This is a genomic window from Bacillus sp. ISL-47, assembly GCF_018613175.1.
GTDB lineage: Bacteria > Bacillota > Bacilli > Bacillales > Cytobacillaceae > Cytobacillus.
In genome coordinates, this window is the sequence record NZ_JAGGQS010000067.1 from 27,851 (window position 1) to 46,623 (window position 18,773).

Below are 18,773 nucleotides of genomic sequence, written 5' to 3' on the forward strand. Positions count from 1 at the left end.
GAAGAGCCGCTCCTTTCTAATGGAATAGGAGCGGCTCTTCCGGTTTATTTTTATCATCTTTCAATGAAATATGAAGTTCTTTTTTCTTATTTACAGCAGCATAAAATACATCCTCAAGATTTTTAATCTGCTTTTTTAATAATTCCCGCTTAAGCCACTCTTCGCTAATGTTTTCCCGCCGCATGACATTTCTATAAAGAATACCGTCTACAATGATGGGGAGCTCCCAGCTGCTTTCTCTAATAGGAGAAGAGAAATGCTCTACCCGGGCTGTTTCTTTTTGCGGCAGTAATTTGACAGTGAGCTCCCCATTGGGCTCAACCATGGCAAAGTCAACATCTTTTATATTAAACACATTTTTCTCACGCAGCATCCGCAGCACATTATCAATCGAATATTTTATGGTTTCCATATTCTTGACGAGAAACTGCCCTTTGTAAATGACGATAGTTGGCTCAAATGTGACCAATTTCCCAAACTTTCTATTTTTAATCTTCAAATAGGAAACAAGCATTTGCAGTGAGGCAATGCCAATAACTGCGAACATGGTGAAGAGGTGATTAACCTTTGGTTCTGCTATGTCGGCGCCAACAACAGATCCCAGGGTAAGGATAACTAAAAAATCAAAGACCGGCAGTTCACCTATGGATCTTTTTCCCATAATTAATGTGACAGCTAATAATAACGGCAAAATCGTATAGATCCTTCCAAGGACCTTCATTAAATCAATAAATGCATCCATCACGGCACCCCTTAAAAATTTTCTTTTTCAGACATTGTTGGTTAAGATTTTTTTTACTCAGGGAGTTTTATAAAAATGATGAAGTTATTGAAAAAGTTCTTCAACATTGGCAAATTAACCCTTCTTTCTATGCCGTGATACGAAAGGATTGCCGGTAATCCAAAATCTCCAAGGATAATCCTTAGCTTCGCCGGAGTTGTCGATCCCAATCCGTTTTCCGCAGGAGATATCCTGTGGAGTGGTTCCTTTTGCAATCAGAAGAGGAGGCTCGGAAAAGCTGCTGCCATAGTCTCCCATGGTAATTCCTAGAGCTTTCGTCAATTTTCCCGGTCCGTTTGTGAGATTCTTAGGGATTTCTATGTTTCTCCTTTGTTTCATAAGTTCAATCCCATCAACGGGCTGGACTGCCCTAATTAGAATGGCTTCAGGCTTTTCAATGGGGCCACTGACGACATTCACCAAACAGTGAGTATGCATGACATATGTATAGGCAACTCCAGCCTCGCTGAACATTATTTCAGTCCGCTTTGTTCTCCGGTTTCCAAAGCTGTGTGCTGCCCGGTCTTCCGGCCCCATATATGCCTCTGTTTCAACGATATAGCCTGAAGTAAGTCCTTCTTCTGTTTCTTTTATTAAAAGGCAGCCCAAGAGAGCTTCAGCCAATTTTAGTGTGGGCTGCTGAAAGAAAGCTTTTGGAAGTGAAGTATATGGAATATGGTTTTTAAGGTGTTTATCGGGCATGAATATCTCTCCAAACTCGTTTTTCTCTGGAAGAATGAAACTGTAAAAAAGCATTTGTGTGCAAAAGGGAAATCTTTTCATTGAACCTATTTTTTAATGGAGTGAAGCTTAATATGCTGCACCCTTTTTCATATGCTATTACCCTGTGCCATTTTTTCATAATCATACAAATGTAAGGTGAATACTTTTGTTAAGTTAAATAGCCTGAAGTATAATAGCAAAAGCAAATACATAACAGGATGTGTAATGACATGAATAAAAAAATTGGGTTTATCGGATGCGGGAAAATGGCACAGGCTATCATTGGCGGAATTATAAAATCCAAATTGCTTATTCCAGGGCAGATTATAGCCACTGCCAATACAAAGGAGACACTCGCTGATGTTAAAAATAGGCTGGGCATTGAGATAAGCCTTACCAATAAACATGCAGCAGTTGAGGCGGATATTTTATTTCTGGCTGTAAAGCCTGATCTCCATATTGAAGTAATTAAAGAAATCAAGGATAGTATTAAGCCGGGTGCAATCATTATAACAATTGCTGCAGGCATCAGCCTGGACTATTTGGAAAGAGCTTTTGGCCAAAAGATAAAGGCGATCCGCTCCATGCCAAACACTCCATCGTTGGTTGGAGAAGGAATGAGTGCGATTGCAGCGAATAAATTAGTATCCGCAGAGGATCTTGAAGTGGTTATACAAATTTTCTCAAGCATAGGAAGAGCAGAAGTGATGGATGAAAAAATGATGGATGCCATTCCAGCAATCAGCGGCTCCTCGCCAGCCTATGTTTACATGTTTATTGAGGCTTTGGCTGATGGGGGTGTAAGGGCGGGGGTGCCTAGGGAACAATCCTATCAGCTGGCCGCGCAGGCTGTTTTGGGGGCTGCTAAAATGGTGCTGGAAACGGGGAAGCATCCCGCAGAATTAAAGGACCAGGTCTGCACTCCAGGCGGGGCAACGATTGAAGCAATAGCCAAACTGGAGAAGAAGGGATTCCGTGCTGCTGTCCTATCTGCAATGGAAGAATGTTACGATAAAACAAAGGCTCTCTCGGATAATAAGAAATAGAAAGAGGATTAGAATGTTAGATATACGTCCCGAAAAACCAAGTGAATTTGAGAAGATTTTGGAGATAAACAATTTGGCATTTGGCCAGGAAAACGAAGGGAAGCTTGTTAGTCTGATACGAACATCCCCGCATTTTATCCCGACACTATCCTTAGTTGCGGAGAAGGATGGGGAACTATCAGGGCATATTTTATTTAGTGAGGTAATGATTGAGACTTCACAGGGGACTACTGTAAACACTATTGGACTCGCCCCGATGGCAGTAAAGCCTGATTTTCAAAATCAGGGTATTGGCTCAGCTTTAGTAAATGCAGGCCTCGAAAGGTGCAAAGAACTGGGATACGGCCATGTTGTCGTATTAGGCCATCCGGAATTCTATCCCAGATTCGGTTTTGAGCCGTCTGTAAAATTTGGTATAAAGCCGCCATTTCCTGTCCCTGAGAATGTCTTCATGGCTCTCGAGTTAACAAAGGGGGCACTAAGTGGTATAGAGGGAGCGGTTAGATATCCCCCGGCATTTAGTGAAGTTTCTTAGGATTTTACTATGCAGTTGACTCAAAAACCCGGCATGAATTTACATGCCGGGTTTCTTTAGGTCATGAGCGGAAGCCGAATGGTGAATTGGGTTCCTTTATTCACTTTGCTTTCAGCTTTTATTGTACCGTCCATACTTTCAATAATTCTGTAAACTACCATCATTCCGAGACCTGTCCCTTTTCCTTCTTTTGTTGAAAAATATGGCTCACCGAGTCTCTTAAGCTGTTCAGGAGTCATGCCTAATCCTGTATCCGCTATTTGGAGAATCAGGTTCTTTTCGTTTTCGTTCGAGGTAATATGCAAGATGCCACCATCTGGCATTGCTTCTATGCCGTTTTTTAAGAGATTGAGCAAGCATTGCTGAAATTTTGCTGAATCTCCTTTTATGTATAATTGCTCCTGCAAGCTTTCAATCACTTCTACTGAATAATGATTGGCGTATGGAGTGATTAAATCAATAGCCTTCCGAACCTCTACTTGTACAGACAGCTTCACCATTTCGTTTAGATGGGGTTTGGCAAATGTTAAGTAATCGCTAATTATACTCTCTGCCCGGTCCAGCTCCTCTAAAGCTGTTTCCAGGTAGTAAGCACGTTTAGCTTCATCGATAGCAGGGTCCTTTAAAAGCTGCAAAAAACCGCGGGTTACTGTCATGGGGTTCCTGACTTCGTGGCTGATACTTGCGGCAAGCTGGGAGACCACCTCCATTTTTTCATTTTTCATTAAAGCCGTATCCAAATGGTAGTTTTCAATAATCAGTTCGGCGGTGTATGCAATCATAAGCGTACCGATTGTTTGAGTAATAAAAAAGAGCAGCATAAAGGATATATCAATCTTAAAGTTTAAGACAACTTCCGGGATTAGAAGAGAAATCACTGAAAAAACAGCAGACAAAGATGTCACCATTATTAGTTTTTCCGCCAGCATAAGCTTTCGGTAGCGCTTAGACAGCATAAATGCAGCAAATGTAACCATAGCCATGATTATGATTGTATTAACAATACCTATACCGCCAAAGGGCAGCCGCACGCCCATAACGAGAATAAACAATAATAAACTAAGCTTAGGCCCGCCGTACAATCCGCCAAGAAGCACAGGAATTAATCTAAGATCAAAAATAAATTGTCCGCCTATATTTATAGAGAATAGCATACATAATATTGCCGCGACGGAAACCAATATAAAAATTAGTATTTTTTGATATTTAACAAACAATGAGTTCAGCCTGTCTACTACAATAAGCTGGAAAAATAATAAAACCATAAATAAAAGAAGGAGGTTAAGCAGTAAATCCTTCATTGTAATAACCCTTCCTTTTCGATAGGAATTGTACATTTGCCGTAGCTTTGTACCTATTTTATCGGAATTGCAGCGAATCGACTATTCACAATCATAGACAAATTTCGACAATGTTTCATCTATACATTTAATTTTTAGTTAATTAGTGAGAAGAGATGGAAGAAAAGTCCCGGGATATTAAAAATAAAGGGTCTATTCGAAAAGGTTGTTGCTTTTAAATAGATTTGTGAATAAAAAATTAGTTTGCGAAAACAGCCAAAATAAAAGAACCTTCTCCTTTCCAACAGAATATAATTAAAAGACCAGCAAATGAAGAAAAAAATACCTTTTAATCCGACTTGACGCATAGGAATACATGTATTATAGTTAGTCATTATAAAAATAATAACTTTTTAGGGGGATCATATCCAATGACTACAGGTCTTTTGGTTTTAAATATTGCTATTATGCTATTGCTTATATCCGGCTTATTTTATATGCAAAAAAAGCATATTTCGTTTTCAAAGCGGGTGTTTACTGCATTGGGATTAGGAATTTTGTTTGGTTTTGCACTTCAGCTAATCTATGGTGCAGGATCAGAAATTATTGCAAATTCGGCTGACTGGTTTAATTTAGTCGGCGGAGGTTATGTTAAATTCCTGCAGATGATTGTTATGCCGCTTGTTTTCATTTCAATTCTGGCAGCTTTTACGAAACTTAAATTAACGAATAATATCGGGAAAATCAGTGTGCTTATTCTTGGGTTGCTGGTGGGTACAACAGCAGTTGCTGCTGCTGTCGGGATTGCAACAGCTGTTGGGTTCGATTTGGAGGCAGTCCAAATAAGCGGAGGCGATGCTGAGACAGCCCGCGGAGAACAGCTTGAAGAAAAATTTCAGGGTATTGAAGGAAGAACCTTCCCGCAGCAAATGCTTGATTTACTTCCTGCCAACCCATTTCTTGATTTTACAGGAGCACGTCCAACATCCACGATTTCTGTGGTCATCTTTGCAGCCTTTTTAGGAATTGCGTATGTAGGTGCCAGAAGGAAAGCACCGGAGCAAGCTGAGCTTTTCGCAAAAATCGTAGATGCTTTCTATGCCATCATCATGCGTGTGGTTACAATAATTTTGCGCTTAACTCCGTATGGTGTTCTGGCGATTATGACTAAAACAGTCGCAATGAGTGACTTTGACTCTATTTTGAATTTGGGGAAATTTGTTGTCGCCTCTTATGTTGCGCTTGGAATCATGTTCCTGATTCACTTGCTGCTTTTGACTATGAGTGGCTTGAACCCTATAACTTATATGAAAAAGGCGTTTCCGGTATTAACCTTCGCCTTTACTTCAAGAACAAGCGCAGGTGCATTGCCTTTAAATATTAAAACCCAAAAATCTTTGGGTGTTCCTGAAGGGATTGCCAATTTTGCAGGTTCATTCGGACTTTCCATCGGACAAAATGGATGTGCGGGTATTTATCCGGCTATGCTGGCTGTTATGATTGCGCCAACGGTTGGAATTAATCCACTGTCACCAGGATTTATTTTCACTGTCATTCTCATCGTAGCCATTAGCTCCTTTGGTGTGGCAGGTGTCGGCGGCGGTGCAACATTCGCAGCAATTCTTGTATTGTCTGCATTAGACCTTCCCATAGCACTTGCCGGTTTACTGATCTCGATTGAACCGTTAATCGACATGGGCCGTACAGCCGTAAACGTAAGCGGATCGATGACATCTGGAATCCTTACCAGCCGAATTACCGGTGAAATCGACGGAAATATTTATAGCGATATGAATAATAAAATAGAAGCGGAAGCATAAAGAAAAAACGACAGGTACCTGGTACCTGTCGTTTTTTCTTTTAAAGCGGTTCGGATTTTTTAATGACCGTTAAAGATGTCATGGCCCCTACGAACATAATAGTGATAAAGGAATAAAGGAATTTTTCCATTCCGACAATTTTTAATCCGCTTAAAATGACTAGTCCGTCTATCGCGAAAATTAATGCTCCAATGTTGATAGGAATAAGCTTTGTCATCAGCTGGGCTAGTAAATCCGTTCCCCCGGTGCTGGTTTCATAGCGGAGCATAAGCCCAATTCCGAAACCAACCAGGCATCCTCCTATAATAGCGCTTGGAAGTACAGCGAGATCAAAGCGTCCCCGCAAATACGAAAGAAGATCAATGGTAAGCGATGAAATGAGGAGGCCGTGAAGACTATAATAAAAATATTTTTTCTCGTAAAACCAAGCAAGAACATATAAGGGAATGCTTAAAACAATCATACTCAAACCTGTGGGCAGCTCGTAATAGTAATGGAGAATCAGCCCTATGCCAATAATGCCGCCATCGAGCAAATGATGTGGCACCAGGAACCCATTAATGCCAATGCCCAATAAAAAACTTCCTAATAAAATCGCAATCAGCTTTTCGAAAATAAGCCATCACCCTAACTTGTCCTATCTTTATTATTAGACTATGAGGCGATGCTGGCAAAATAGAAGTGCGGAGTGTTTTAAATACTAAAAAAGCTTATCCAAATGGACAAGCTTTTTAAAATATTGAGTGCATGAATTAATGAGGCAAAAACGCAAGCTGGTAAAAGAATAACACGGCGAATAAATACACAAGCGGGTGAACTTCACGCCATTTTCCTTTTACTACTTTCATTAGCGGATAGGCGATAAATCCAAGCGCAATTCCTGTAGCGATGCTTGATGTCAGCGGCATGCTTAAAATAATAAGGAATGCTGGGAATGCTTCGTCAAGTTCATTCCAGCGGATGTGCGAGATGCTTCCCATCATCAGGCTTCCAACGATAATCAGGGCAGGTGCCGTGATAGCTGCAAGTCCAGATACCGAACCGACTAAAGGGCCAAAGAAAGCTGAAAGAAGGAATAAGCCTGCTACAGTCAAAGTAGTTAATCCGGTTCTTCCGCCGGCAGAAACACCTGTAGAGGATTCAATATAAGCAGAAGTCGGGCTCGTACCAAACATGGCGCCAACAGAAGTAGCAATGGAGTCCGATAACAATGCTTCACGTGCTCTAGGCATTGTTTTACCTTTCATTAAACCTGCCTGTTGGGCAACTCCAATCATCGTCCCTGTCGTATCAAAAATAGTTACAAGGAGGAATGAGAAAACAACTGCATACAAACTATGCTGGATGACATCCCCTATGGCTTCAAAAGGATTTAAAATAATGATTCCATCCGGAAGAGTTGGGAGTGATACAAAGCCCTGATCAAAAGAAAGATGCCCGGTAAAATACGCAACCACACCAGTAATGATCATTCCAAAAAACAGAGCCCCATTAATGCCGAGAGTCATTAATATCAATGTAGCAGCAAGTCCGACCAAAGCGAGAATGGCTTGGGGAGAATGCAGGTCGCCAAGCGCCACAAGATTAGTTGGATGGCTTGTAATCAGCCCGGTTAGACGCAAACCGATAAAGGCTATAAATAATCCAATTCCGGCTGTAATTCCGTGCTTTAAATTATCCGGGATGGCGATTATTAATTTCTCCCGGAAAGGAGTGAGTGATAAGATAATAAAAATAATACCCGCAATAAATACAGCAGAAAAAGCTGTCATATAATCAATATTCCCATGCGTGCCAACTACTGAGTAGGCAAAGTAAGCATTCAGGCCCATTCCTGGTGCAATGGCAATTGGATAGTTTGCAAATAAAGCCATCCAAAGAGTACCGACAACGGTCGCAATAATGGTCGCTGAAAATACTTGTTCAAATGGAACACCGGCATCAGATAAAATAACAGGATTTACAACGACTATATAAACCATTGTTAAAAAGGTTGTGATCCCAGCGAGAACCTCGGTCTTCACATTTGTTTGATTTTCTTTTAATTTGAACATATAAAGTCCTCCATAAAGTAAAACTTCTTTTTTACATGTATCGCATGTCAGAAACACGAACGTTAAAAAGCACAACTTATATAATATTCGTTTTTGTTCTGTATTTCAAGTGCTTAATAACTATTATTTATTTAATGAGCTTTATTCATTCCTCAGCAGCTATAAGGTATATCTTCCTATAGAGCGCCATATCTTCCCACTACGGCCTCTTGGCTCATAGAAATGAACTGGAAATTCACCTAAATATTTAAATATTCCTGTAATCAATCTTGGTGTCTACGGGAAAGCAGGACATAAGTGGACTGAACGGGTTTATAAGCCATATACATTTAACATTTTGCCTGAACTTATTAGAAAGCTAACAAAGAGGATTCTTTAAAAAAAGCTCTTTTCTAAAGGCTGCTTTAACATAGATTGTTGTTTTTTTTCTTATTAATTCAGCCCGTTGATTTCCGCTGCGGGGACGGAGCGAACCCGCGGGGAGGAAACGGGAGCTCCTCGGCTTCACCTGTCCCGCTCCTGAGCGGGACAGGTGAGACCCCACGTTTGCTGCACGGCGAGGATGCTCACCGGCCGCACGCGATTTGCTGAGTATCCTGAAGCCTGTCCTCACTGTAAAAAAACAACAAATTTTGCAACAGCATCCTAATATAATATAAAGTGCTGAGAAGCAGACAATGTTTCTCGGCTCTTTTGCTACTAAAGGAAACTTTAAAAGGAAATCAGCGTCTAATCTTAGTAAACTAAATCCAGACGGAGTGATAGAATGATTAAAGCAGTAATATTTGATTTTGACGGTACGATCGTAGATACAGAGTCTTTGTGGTTTGAGGTGTTTAAAGCTGTTCTGTCTGAGGACTATGGATTTGATCTCAAGCTGGAGGAGTTTGCGAAGTGCATTGGCACCACAGATGATATCCTTTTTGATTATCTTGACAGCATGCATGGAATTTCCATCGACCGCAATTCGGTACAGGAGAAAACCGAAAAAGTCTTTCAAAGTCAGAGAGAGATACTGACTTTAAGAGAAGGGGTTCAGGAGCTTATAGAAAAGTTTGCCGAAAGAGGTCTTCAGCTGGGAGTCGCATCTAGTTCAGGCAGAGAGTGGGTACTTCATTTCCTTAAGGAGTTTGGGATTGAAAGTTATTTTCCGGTTATCAAAACAAAAGAGGATGTCGAAAAGGTAAAACCGGATCCTGCCTTGTACATAAAGGCACTTGAGGAAATGGGTGTAAAGCCTGAAGAAGCAATTGCTATTGAAGATTCGGCCAATGGATCGATCGCTGCCATAAAGGCGGGAATGTCCTGTGTAGCAGTGCCGAATGATGTCACGGCTTTTCTTGCTTTTCATGAAAAGGTACTGAGATATAAAACTTTTTCAGAAACGTCTTTTGAAGAGCTGATAAAATAACAGGGCAGGGGAAAGACCCCCTGCTGTATTATATCCTCTTAACAGAAATGGCATTCCGCATTTTGTGGAGTGCTTTTTTTCCTTCTTCCTTTCTTGCCATCATGACATTTACATAAAGGGCATCAATGATGCTTAGCTGGGCAATCCGGGAAGAAAGAGCTTCCGAGCGGTAATCTGTTTCCTCAGCCACTGTATAAAGCGAGATATCCACCTTTTGACTGAGCGGTGATTTAGCAAAGTTCGTTATGGCGATAGTCTTCACTTTATTTTCCTTGGCGACATTTAGCACCTGGATGACATCCTTTGTTGTTCCGGAGTGGGAAATAAAGACAGCAACATCATCCGCATCTAGCTGCGAGGCGGACATTAATTGCATATGGGAATCGCTGTTCGCCAACACGGTAATTCCGGTCCTGATAAATTTGTGGTAAGCATCCATGGCTATGATGCTTGAGCCGCCGCTCCCGAAAAATTCCACTTTATTGGCATTCAATAACATTTCTACTGCCTCTTCAAAAGCTCCACCGCCAAGGATCTGCAGGGTATCTTCAAGGGTTTTAATATTGGAGCGGAACACCTTCTCAGAAACAGTCAGCACCTCATCATTCTCATTAATGGTTTCATGGATGTCTTTGATTGGCGTTACAATTTCCGATGCCAGTGCTATTTTAAGAGCTTGATAGCCTTTAAATCCAATTCGCTTGCAAAAACGAAACACTGTTGAGTCAGCAATGCCAAGATCATCTGCAAGCTGGTTGATCGAGCTGTGCACTATTTTTTCAGGGTGTTCGAGTATATAATCAGCAATCTTTTTTTCTTTATCGCTGAATTTTGCATAATGAGTTTTAATTCGGGCAAAACAATACAGATTGTCATGAACCATATGGGCAGCTCCCTAGAATAAATTTTTATGAAATAATTTTCGTTAGTAAAGATCAGTCATTAATATAGCGTTTAAAAAGAATGTACTGATCGATTAGTGCTGATAATTCAGTAAAGCGCTTTCTAAACTCTAATTCTATTATAAAAGAAAAATATTTTTTTGAAAACGATTGCAAATAGAAAAATATTTTGTATAATGAAATCACAAATGAAAAAAATTTTCTTCATCCAGGAGGCTTTTATGCAAGTAGGAATGATTGGTCTTGGAAAAATGGGTTACAACTTATCCCTAAATTTAAAGGATCATGGGCATGAAGTAGTAGCTTTTGATAAAGACAGCAGTTTAAGCGAAAAGATTTCCGCTGAAGGTATTCAGGGAGTTTCATCAGTCAGTGAATTGGTAAGCAGCCTTTCTAAGCCGCGTGTCTTATGGCTGATGGTACCTGCAGGCAATATAACAGAGGCAGTCATTGAGGAGACATCTGCACTGCTTGAAGAGGGAGATATCCTGATTGACGGTGGAAACTCCAATTATAAGGAAACATTGCGCCGGGCGGAAATGCTGCAGGCAAAAGGAATTTACTTCTTTGATTGCGGAACAAGCGGCGGCATGGAAGGCGCACGCAATGGTGCCTGCACCATGATTGGCGGAGATGCAGAAGTATTCAAAACGATTGAGCCGATCTTTAAGGATATTACCATTGAAAATGGTTATTTATATGCTGGAAGAGCTGGAAGCGGCCATTTTCTAAAAATGGTACATAACGGAATCGAGTATGGTATGATGCAGGCCATTGCTGAAGGTTTTGAAATCCTTGAGAAGAGTCCGTTTGATTATGATTATGAAAAAGTCGCCAAAGTCTGGAATAATGGTTCTGTCATTCGCTCATGGTTAATGGAATTAACAGAGAATGCTTTTTCAAAGGATGCAAAGCTTGATGGCTTAAAAGGCGTTATGCATTCATCCGGTGAAGGGAAATGGACAGTTGAAACTGCGCTGGATCTGCAAACAGCTGCTCCGGTTATTGCGATGTCCCTAATGATGCGCTACCGCTCACTGGAAGAAGACACTTTCTCAGGTAAGGTAGTAGCTGCCCTAAGAAATGAATTTGGCGGGCATGCAGTAGAAAAAAAATAATTCTAAGGGGACTGGGAGAGCCGCCTGAAAGAGGCTGGTTTTCCAGGACTCCGCTAAATAAAAGCTTCAAACTCTATTATTGCACAAAATGAAAACGCTTTAACTATCTAAGGGGGAAATAAAATGTCAGGCTCAATGTTGATTTTAGTAGCGATGGCTGGTATCTTTACGCTATTGTTCCTAGTTATGAAAACAAAGCTTCATGCTTTTGTAGCTTTGCTGCTTGTGAGTTTGCTAGTTGGTATTGCTGCAGGAATGCCGCTTGGTGATGTTATACAGTCTGTACAAAATGGAATGGGCGGTACGCTTGGTTTCGTAGCAGTTGTCGTGGGTCTTGGTGCCATGTTTGGCCGAATGCTAGAAGTTTCTGGCGGTGCTGAAAGACTTGCACAGACAATGATTAAGAAATTCGGTGAGGACAAGGCACAATGGGCGCTAGGTATTACAGGTTTTATCGTAGCAATCCCAGTTTTCTTTGATGTTGGTTTCATTATTCTTGTTCCGATTGTTTATGGACTGGCAAAGAAAACAGGTAAGTCATTGCTTTACTATGGTATTCCTCTTTTGGCCGGTTTGGCTGTCACGCATAGCTTCATCCCGCCGACTCCAGGACCGATTGCGGTTGCTGATTTAATTGGTGCAGATCTTGGCTGGGTTATCTTATTTGGTGTTATAGCCGGTATTCCTTCTATGATTATTGCCGGTCCTTTATTTGGAAGGTATATCGCGAAAAAAATTCATGTAACTGTGCCTGAATACATGCAAATTGAAGAAAAAGAGTATGATAAAGAGCTTCCAAGCTTTGGACTTATTGCGAGCATCATCTTTATTCCGCTTGTTCTTATTCTAGTAAACACAGTATCTGGCGTTCTATTGGAGGAAGGCAATGCGCTAAGATCGTTCTTTACATTTATGGGACATCCTTTTGTTGCTTTGACAATTGCTACATTATTGGCGTTCTATAGCCTTGGAACAAAACGAGGCTATACTCGCCAGGAAGTACAAGATATTGCAACAAAGTCTTTAGAGCCAGCTGGTATCATTATTCTTGTGACAGGTGCCGGCGGTGTGTTCAAACAGGTTTTAATTGATTCAGGTGTTGGACAGGTATTGGGAGATATGATGGCTGCTTCTGCGCTGCCTCCAATCTTACTGGCATTTTTAATTGCCACTTTCGTTCGTGTTGCACAAGGTTCAGCGACAGTAGCGATGGTTACAGCTGCTGGCCTGATTGCACCGCTGATTGAAACGATGGGACTCGAAGGACCAGTACTTGGACTAATTGTTATTTCAATTGCTGCTGGTGCAACGATTTTCTCTCACGTTAATGACTCAGGCTTCTGGCTTGTCAACCGTTACTTTGGCCTTGACGTAAAAGATACGCTGAAATCATGGACTGTAATGGAATCATTAATTGCTGTAGTCGGTTTTGCGACAGTATTTATACTTGGCTTCTTTATTGCCTAAAATATAATGTTAAGAAGGAAGGAGCGACTTAATATAGAGCTGCTTCCTTCTTCTATTATAATAATAGGGAAATTGCTGCTAAAATTAACAGTTGTCTAGCTTTTCTTTATGAAAGGAGATTATTCATCATGGCTGCGACTAAATACGTAATAGGTACTGATATAGGTACAACAAGCACAAAATCGGTTTTGTTTGATCATAAAGGGCAGGTCCTTGGAAAGTTTACAATCGGTTATCCCTTACATACACCTAATCCTTCCACGGCGGAACAGGAACCAGATGAGATTTTTCAGGCTGTCCTTGGAACTATTAAAGGATGCATGAAGGAGGCTAAAGTCAGCCCGGAGGAAGTTACTTGCGTGTCCTTCAGCTCAGCAATGCACAGTGTTATTGCTGTTGACTCAGAAGGACAGCCATTGACTAATAGCATCACTTGGGCTGATAACCGCAGTGCAAAATGGGCAGACAAGATTAAGCAGGAAATGAATGGCCATGAAATATACTTAAGGACCGGTACTCCGATTCATCCAATGTCGCCACTCTCAAAGCTGGTATGGCTGAAGAATGAACAGCAGGATCTTTTCCAGCGTGCTTATAAATTTATTTCCATTAAAGAGTATGTTTTTTACAAGTTGTTTGGAGAGTATATTGTTGATTATTCAATTGCTTCAGCAACCGGAATGTTCAACTTAGAAAAACTTGATTGGGACGAAGGAGCTTTGGAAGTTGCAGGAATATCAAATGAAAAACTTTCAAAGCCTGTTCCCACTACTTTTTCTGTAAAAGGAATGAAGGAAGAATACAGCAGGCTCTTGGGGCTGGATAAGAATACGCCTTTTATTGCAGGTGCCAGTGATGGTGTTCTTTCCAACTTGGGTGTTAATGCAATTGACCCAGGAGTTGTTGCAGTTACGATTGGAACAAGCGGTGCGATTCGTGCTGTGACTGATAAGCCGGTAACCGATCCGAAAGGCAGGATTTTCTGTTATGCCCTTACTGAAAAACACTGGGTTATTGGCGGACCTGTAAATAACGGCGGCATGCTTTTCCGCTGGGTCCGAGATGAGTTTGCCGCTTCAGAAGTAGAAACAGCAAAGCGGCTTGGGATCGATCCTTATGATGTCCTTACAAAAATAGCATCAGGTGTTGCACCAGGTTCTGATGGTCTAATATTCCATCCGTATATGACCGGAGAGCGTGCACCTTTATGGAATGCAAATGCAAGAGGATCTTTCTTCGGTCTAAGCCTTCACCATAAAAAAGAGCACATGATTCGCTCTGTTCTTGAAGGAGTTATTTATAATTTGTATACCGTTTTGCTTGCTTTGGAGGAGCTTACAGGTGAACCAAGGAGGATCCAGGCAACGGGCGGATTTGCGAGGTCAGAGCTGTGGCGCCAGATGATGGCGGATATTTTCAATCAGGAAGTTGTGGTTCCGGAAAGTTATGAAAGCTCATGCTTGGGAGCAGCAATTCTTGGGTTATACGCTTTAGGTGTGGTTGATGACCTGAATGTAGTCTCAGAAATGGTTGGTGCAACCTATAGCCATCAGCCAAAAGAAGAGAGTGCGAAAGTATATCGGGAGCTTATGCCGATTTATATCCGGTTATCCCGTCTCTTTGAAAACGAATATAAAAGCATAGCTGATTTTCAAACAAAATATCTGGGATAAAAGAAAGGAGCCTGCTGTTTTAGCACGGCTCCTTTTTGTATCTTTAGCCTTTAAGCCAACCGACAAAATCGTTTAACTGCTCCAGTGATATCAGATTATCATTACATTTTTGACTGTCCTGGCAGATGTAATTTCCCCTTTTTGTATAAGTTCCTAATTGAGATCCTTTCGTTTCAGACAGAAACATGCCGATCTCTTCAAACTTATTACAGATAGCACAGATTCCCTTTTTGCTTACAGGCTTAAAAGTTCCATGAAGACCTGACAATTTATCGTTTTGCTGGCTGATTATATACTTTCTGTTTGTGCCATTATCATTCCAGCCCAAATAGCTGATTTCCCGAAAATCGATATCTTCGAGTTCGGGCATTTTTAATTTTTTCGCCTTAGGGAACAGCTTTTTAATGGATTGGTCAGTTATAGGCTTAAAAGGAATGACATATCCTTTTATTTCGGCTAGAAATGCCTCTGCCTGTTCTCTTTCTTTTATCTCAATGACCGGATTAAGGAGGCGCTTTTGGTCTTCGTTGAGTTCTTCAAAAAGGCCAAAAATCTTGTCTGCAGAAAGAGATTTCAGCGCATTTAACACCCCTGTATCATTTACTGACGCATGGCCGTTAATCAGAACCTGTGCCTGGGATTTAATAAAATTGTATTGATCATTTCTGATGAAAGCTTCCACTATCAATCACTCCTAAATATGCAGCACCGAACATATCTCTTTCACTTTAAAAGGTTTTCCTAATATTGTAAATGTATAAATCGACTAGGAAATGAACTCGGCATATGAAAAAGCACTGAAATTCTTCAGTGCTTAAAAGGACTCTATCTCTTATAAACAATCTTTTTAATGGTTTCAATGGATAGGTAATATTCCTCCGATAATTGGCTGATGGTTTTACCGTTCTTGAAAGCATGTTTAATCGAACGATTTCTTTCATCCAAAGCTTTTCTTGCCCCGGAGCAGGAACCCCATTTACGGTGGTCCTTTTCGGACCTTGGAATATAAATAGCTTCACCCTGTACGTATTTTTGGATTTCCGCGATCAGGTTTTCAGGTAAAACAGCATTTGCCTTTACATAACTCATTTCTGCCAGCTCCTTATTATTTTGTATCTAAAAATCAATAAGGTGCAAAGCCGATATCAGAAATGGCATAGCTTGAATTGGCGATATAGTTCAATCAATTACCACCTCATGCAAAGTATCGCCAGCAATATCAGGCTTTGCATGAGACGCTGCAGTATCAGGCAATTCAATCATTGCCATCTCTATCACCTCCTAAAAAGTAGATTTTTCTACATTATAAAATAAACTATACAGCAATGTATATCACGGTTGAAATTCGACAAAATTCGGGTGGTGCCAGGTACCCATAATTAATTTGCTTGCCCAATGCAGAGTTTTCTGATAATATGTTTTTCTGCCCACGACTACGCTCATATATATTTCTCCATTGCGGCTGAAAAAATAAAGGAAGGAGAAACATATGCCATTTGAACATGAGCACCCCGATTTTCAACAGGAGATTCAGCGGCTGGAATTTACGAAACGTTATATTGACGTGGTGATTAAGACATCGGAATCCAGCAAAGACCAGTTTCAGGAGAACATGAAAGAAGCTTTTGAAGACGTTGATTGGCTTGAATCCAGTTTGAGTTATTCTTCTTTATTAACGAATGCCCGCTTTTTTGAAATGTCTAAGGATGAATTAGCCCAATTGAAAAAGGCCAGAAGAAAGCCATATTTTGCAAGGATTGATTTTCACAGGGAAGACCTTAATGAAAAAGAAATCTTATACATAGGAAAAACCTCTTTATATTCCCGTGAAAATCAAGAGCAGATTATTGTTGACTGGCGGTCCCCAATTGCCAATCTATACTATGAAGGCAGGCTTGGAGAGGTTCAGTATGATTCATATGAAGAAAGCTTTCATGGTCACCTTTCATTAAAGCGCCAATTTATGATTGAAGACGGGATTCTTGATGAAATCCGTGATATTGATTTAACCACAACAGATGAATTGCTTCAGGAATCTCTGTCAAAAAGCTCAAGCAACCGCCTCACAGAAATTATCTCGACGATTCAGGAAGAGCAGAACAAAATTATCCGCGCTGATTTAAATAAGCCGATCATTGTGCAGGGAGCGGCAGGAAGCGGAAAGACAACGATTGCTCTGCACAGGATAAGCTACTTCATTTATCAGTACAAAGAAAATTTCGCCCCCGAGCAGCTTATGATTCTCGCACCCAGCAGGCTCTTTATCGATTATATTTCAGAAGCACTCCCGGAACTTGGTGTAGAAAGAGTCCGCCAGACAACCTACCAGGAATATGTACAGGCTTGCCTGGGGGAGAAACTCGTGCTGGCTGAGGATAACAAATTAGTGAGGCTTCTTGAAAGGAATGACACCCAAGAAACACAGCTTGCTGCCTGGGCCTCGTCCATCAAAGGATCGCCTGTCTTTCAAGTCGTACTCAGCAATTACTTAAAGGATATTTATAAAAGTTTTTACCCAAAAGAGGATTTTACCGTAGATAAGTTCCGGCTGTTCAGCCATAAAAAATTCATCCAGCTTTTTAAGGATGATTATCAGTATCTTCCCCTTTATAGAAGGCTGGATAAGCTAAAAGCAGTACTTCAAAATGACCTGGCAAAGAAAAAGAAGAACATCATCAAAAAAATTGAAACCTATTATGATGAACGGATTGAACGGGCTCTCTACAGAGGGAAAGATCCGGAAAAAAGAAGGCAATATGTTTCAGAGGCCCTTGATAAAAAAGCAGACAGGCTTGAAGAAATAAAGAAGAGCATAAGAACCGCTGTGCCAAAATATATGAAGCAATTTAGGAAAAAAAGCCTGATCCGATATTATAAGGAGCTATTTGCGGACGCAGACCGCCTATCGAAGATGTCTGGAGGGAAACTTTCGGAAGAAGATGCAGGCTTGCTTTGCGAGTACAATCAGCAATTATTCAAGAAGAAGGTTTATGAGAGAGAAGACCTTGCATTAATGCTCTATTTACAGGAAAATCTTTTTGGCATCCCTAAAGAGCTCCGGGCAAAAAATATAGTTATCGATGAAGCGCAGGACTATAGCTTTATGGAGCTTCTTTCTTTAAAAAAAGCGCTGGATACTGATATGTTTACACTTGTCGGGGATCTGGCACAGGGAATCCACTCATACAGGGGACTAGCAAGCTGGGAGCAAGTACTTGATTATATTTTTCCGCGTGCAACCTATACCGAACTCCAGAAAAGCTATCGTACGACAGTTGAAATTATGGAAAAGGCAAATGAATTGTTAAAGCTGCTTCCCTATTCATTTCCGGAAGTAGAACCAGTTGTCCGCCATGGGAAAAGCCCTGAGTTTATAAAAAGAAAAAATGGTCAAGACCTTGTAAAGCAGCTTGAAAACCAGGTAACTTCATTAAAGGAAGAAGGTTATAAAACTTTTGCGGTGATCGGAAAAACGATGAAGGATTGTAAGGTTCTTCACTCTCTTTTTGAGAAACATGGGGAGCTGCCTTTTAAGCTGCTGCAGGAGCAGGAAAGTATTCCGAAGGATGAAATTGTTATCGTGCCCTCCTATTTGGCCAAAGGGCTGGAATTTGATGCGGTCATCGTTTTGTCGATTGAAGAGAAATTCTCGAGAGAATCTGAGCTGGATATAAAACTTCTTTATGTTGCCATGACACGGCCGCTTCACCGTTTGTATTTTTATGGGGTGAAAGAGGACAATTTTATATTAGGCTAATGATCTAAAATAGCGGCTGTCCATTTTGAGCAGCCGCTGTTTTTTTGGTTAAAAAAGAATTTAAAAAAATATAAAAAGTTCGCTGTCCTTTGTTTAGGACAATTTTTCATCGGGAAGAACATCCATACAGAATAAAAAATGGCGATAAGATGCAGCAGAAAAACGAGGATTAGAAATGCTACGAATTAATAATCCCGGCATCTGCC

Annotated in this window: 16 protein-coding genes and 1 pseudogene; 9 read left to right on the plus strand and 8 right to left on the minus strand. The window is 40.8% G+C overall.

Annotation, left to right across the window (positions count from 1 at the left end; all coding sequences use genetic code 11):
* Positions 1-16 precede the first annotated feature (16 nt).
* Together J7I93_RS21365 and J7I93_RS21370 are read right to left on the minus strand one after the other, a co-directional pair.
* Positions 17-742 (minus strand): DUF421 domain-containing protein, encoded by a 726-nt coding sequence (locus J7I93_RS21365; protein ID WP_214728318.1) that lies wholly within the window; start codon positions 740-742, stop codon positions 17-19.
* A gap of 114 nt (positions 743-856) precedes the next feature.
* Positions 857-1,483 (minus strand): DNA-3-methyladenine glycosylase, encoded by a 627-nt coding sequence (locus J7I93_RS21370; RefSeq protein ID WP_214728320.1) that lies wholly within the window; start codon positions 1,481-1,483, stop codon positions 857-859.
* 251 nt (positions 1,484-1,734) lie between these two features.
* On the opposite strand from J7I93_RS21370, the gene proC reads away from it, so the two are divergent.
* Positions 1,735-2,550, plus strand: a complete 816-nt coding sequence (gene proC, locus J7I93_RS21375) for a pyrroline-5-carboxylate reductase (protein WP_214728322.1) — start codon at positions 1,735-1,737, stop codon at positions 2,548-2,550.
* A gap of 13 nt (positions 2,551-2,563) precedes the next feature.
* Complete coding sequence (locus tag J7I93_RS21380; RefSeq protein WP_214728324.1) at positions 2,564-3,085, plus strand: GNAT family N-acetyltransferase; 522 nt, start codon at positions 2,564-2,566, stop codon at positions 3,083-3,085.
* A gap of 56 nt (positions 3,086-3,141) precedes the next feature.
* On the opposite strand, the gene J7I93_RS21385 is transcribed toward J7I93_RS21380, so the two are convergent.
* Positions 3,142-4,386 (minus strand): ATP-binding protein, encoded by a 1,245-nt coding sequence (locus tag J7I93_RS21385; protein ID WP_214728326.1) that lies wholly within the window; start codon positions 4,384-4,386, stop codon positions 3,142-3,144.
* A gap of 410 nt (positions 4,387-4,796) precedes the next feature.
* Here J7I93_RS21385 and J7I93_RS21390 point away from each other — a divergent pair, with 410 nt between their 5' ends.
* Complete coding sequence (locus tag J7I93_RS21390; RefSeq protein ID WP_214728328.1) at positions 4,797-6,185, plus strand: L-cystine transporter; 1,389 nt, start codon at positions 4,797-4,799, stop codon at positions 6,183-6,185.
* 40 nt (positions 6,186-6,225) lie between these two features.
* Here the strand turns inward: J7I93_RS21390 and J7I93_RS21395 are convergent, their stop codons facing one another.
* Both J7I93_RS21395 and J7I93_RS21400 read right to left on the minus strand, forming a co-directional pair.
* Positions 6,226-6,801: a YitT family protein gene (locus tag J7I93_RS21395; protein ID WP_214728460.1), complete on the minus strand. Its 576-nt coding sequence runs from the start codon at positions 6,799-6,801 to the stop codon at positions 6,226-6,228.
* A gap of 136 nt (positions 6,802-6,937) precedes the next feature.
* Entirely contained in the window at positions 6,938-8,239 is a 1,302-nt protein-coding gene (locus tag J7I93_RS21400) for an NCS2 family permease (protein ID WP_214728330.1), read from the minus strand.
* 247 nt (positions 8,240-8,486) lie between these two features.
* Between J7I93_RS21400 and J7I93_RS25645 the strand changes: the two are divergent.
* Together J7I93_RS25645 and J7I93_RS21405 are read left to right on the plus strand one after the other, a co-directional pair.
* A pseudogene (locus J7I93_RS25645) lies at positions 8,487-8,618 on the plus strand (hypothetical protein); the annotation flags it as partial.
* Between the two features lie 387 nt (positions 8,619-9,005).
* A complete protein-coding gene (locus tag J7I93_RS21405; protein WP_214728332.1) occupies positions 9,006-9,650 on the plus strand; it encodes an HAD family hydrolase in 645 nt (214 codons plus the stop codon).
* Between the two features lie 28 nt (positions 9,651-9,678).
* On the opposite strand, the gene J7I93_RS21410 is transcribed toward J7I93_RS21405, so the two are convergent.
* The gene (locus J7I93_RS21410) at positions 9,679-10,533 is read right to left on the minus strand and encodes a MurR/RpiR family transcriptional regulator (protein WP_214728334.1); all 855 of its coding nucleotides are present in this window, start codon (positions 10,531-10,533) and stop codon (positions 9,679-9,681) included.
* Positions 10,534-10,773: 240 nt separating this feature from the next.
* On the opposite strand from J7I93_RS21410, the gene gnd reads away from it, so the two are divergent.
* The 3 genes from gnd (at position 10,774) to gntK (ending at position 14,810) form a co-directional block, all read left to right on the plus strand.
* Positions 10,774-11,670 (plus strand): phosphogluconate dehydrogenase (NAD(+)-dependent, decarboxylating), encoded by an 897-nt coding sequence (gnd, locus tag J7I93_RS21415; RefSeq protein WP_214728336.1) that lies wholly within the window; start codon positions 10,774-10,776, stop codon positions 11,668-11,670.
* A gap of 123 nt (positions 11,671-11,793) precedes the next feature.
* Positions 11,794-13,137 carry a GntP family permease gene (locus tag J7I93_RS21420; protein WP_214728338.1) on the plus strand — a complete coding sequence of 448 codons (1,344 nt, stop codon included), beginning with the start codon at positions 11,794-11,796 and terminating at the stop codon, positions 13,135-13,137.
* A 128-nt stretch (positions 13,138-13,265) separates the two neighbouring features.
* On the plus strand, positions 13,266-14,810 hold the full coding sequence (gene gntK, locus J7I93_RS21425; protein ID WP_214728339.1) for a gluconokinase: 1,545 nt from the start codon (positions 13,266-13,268) through the stop codon (positions 14,808-14,810).
* A gap of 43 nt (positions 14,811-14,853) precedes the next feature.
* Here the strand turns inward: gntK and J7I93_RS21430 are convergent, their stop codons facing one another.
* Together J7I93_RS21430 and J7I93_RS21435 are read right to left on the minus strand one after the other, a co-directional pair.
* Positions 14,854-15,492, minus strand: coding sequence for a FusB/FusC family EF-G-binding protein (locus tag J7I93_RS21430; RefSeq protein ID WP_214728341.1), 639 nt, complete (start codon positions 15,490-15,492; stop codon positions 14,854-14,856).
* 143 nt (positions 15,493-15,635) lie between these two features.
* Complete coding sequence (locus J7I93_RS21435; RefSeq protein ID WP_214728343.1) at positions 15,636-15,899, minus strand: CD3324 family protein; 264 nt, start codon at positions 15,897-15,899, stop codon at positions 15,636-15,638.
* Between the two features lie 400 nt (positions 15,900-16,299).
* On the opposite strand from J7I93_RS21435, the gene helD reads away from it, so the two are divergent.
* Positions 16,300-18,567: an RNA polymerase recycling motor HelD gene (gene helD, locus J7I93_RS21440; protein ID WP_214728345.1), complete on the plus strand. Its 2,268-nt coding sequence runs from the start codon at positions 16,300-16,302 to the stop codon at positions 18,565-18,567.
* Positions 18,568-18,773: the final 206 nt, after the last annotated feature.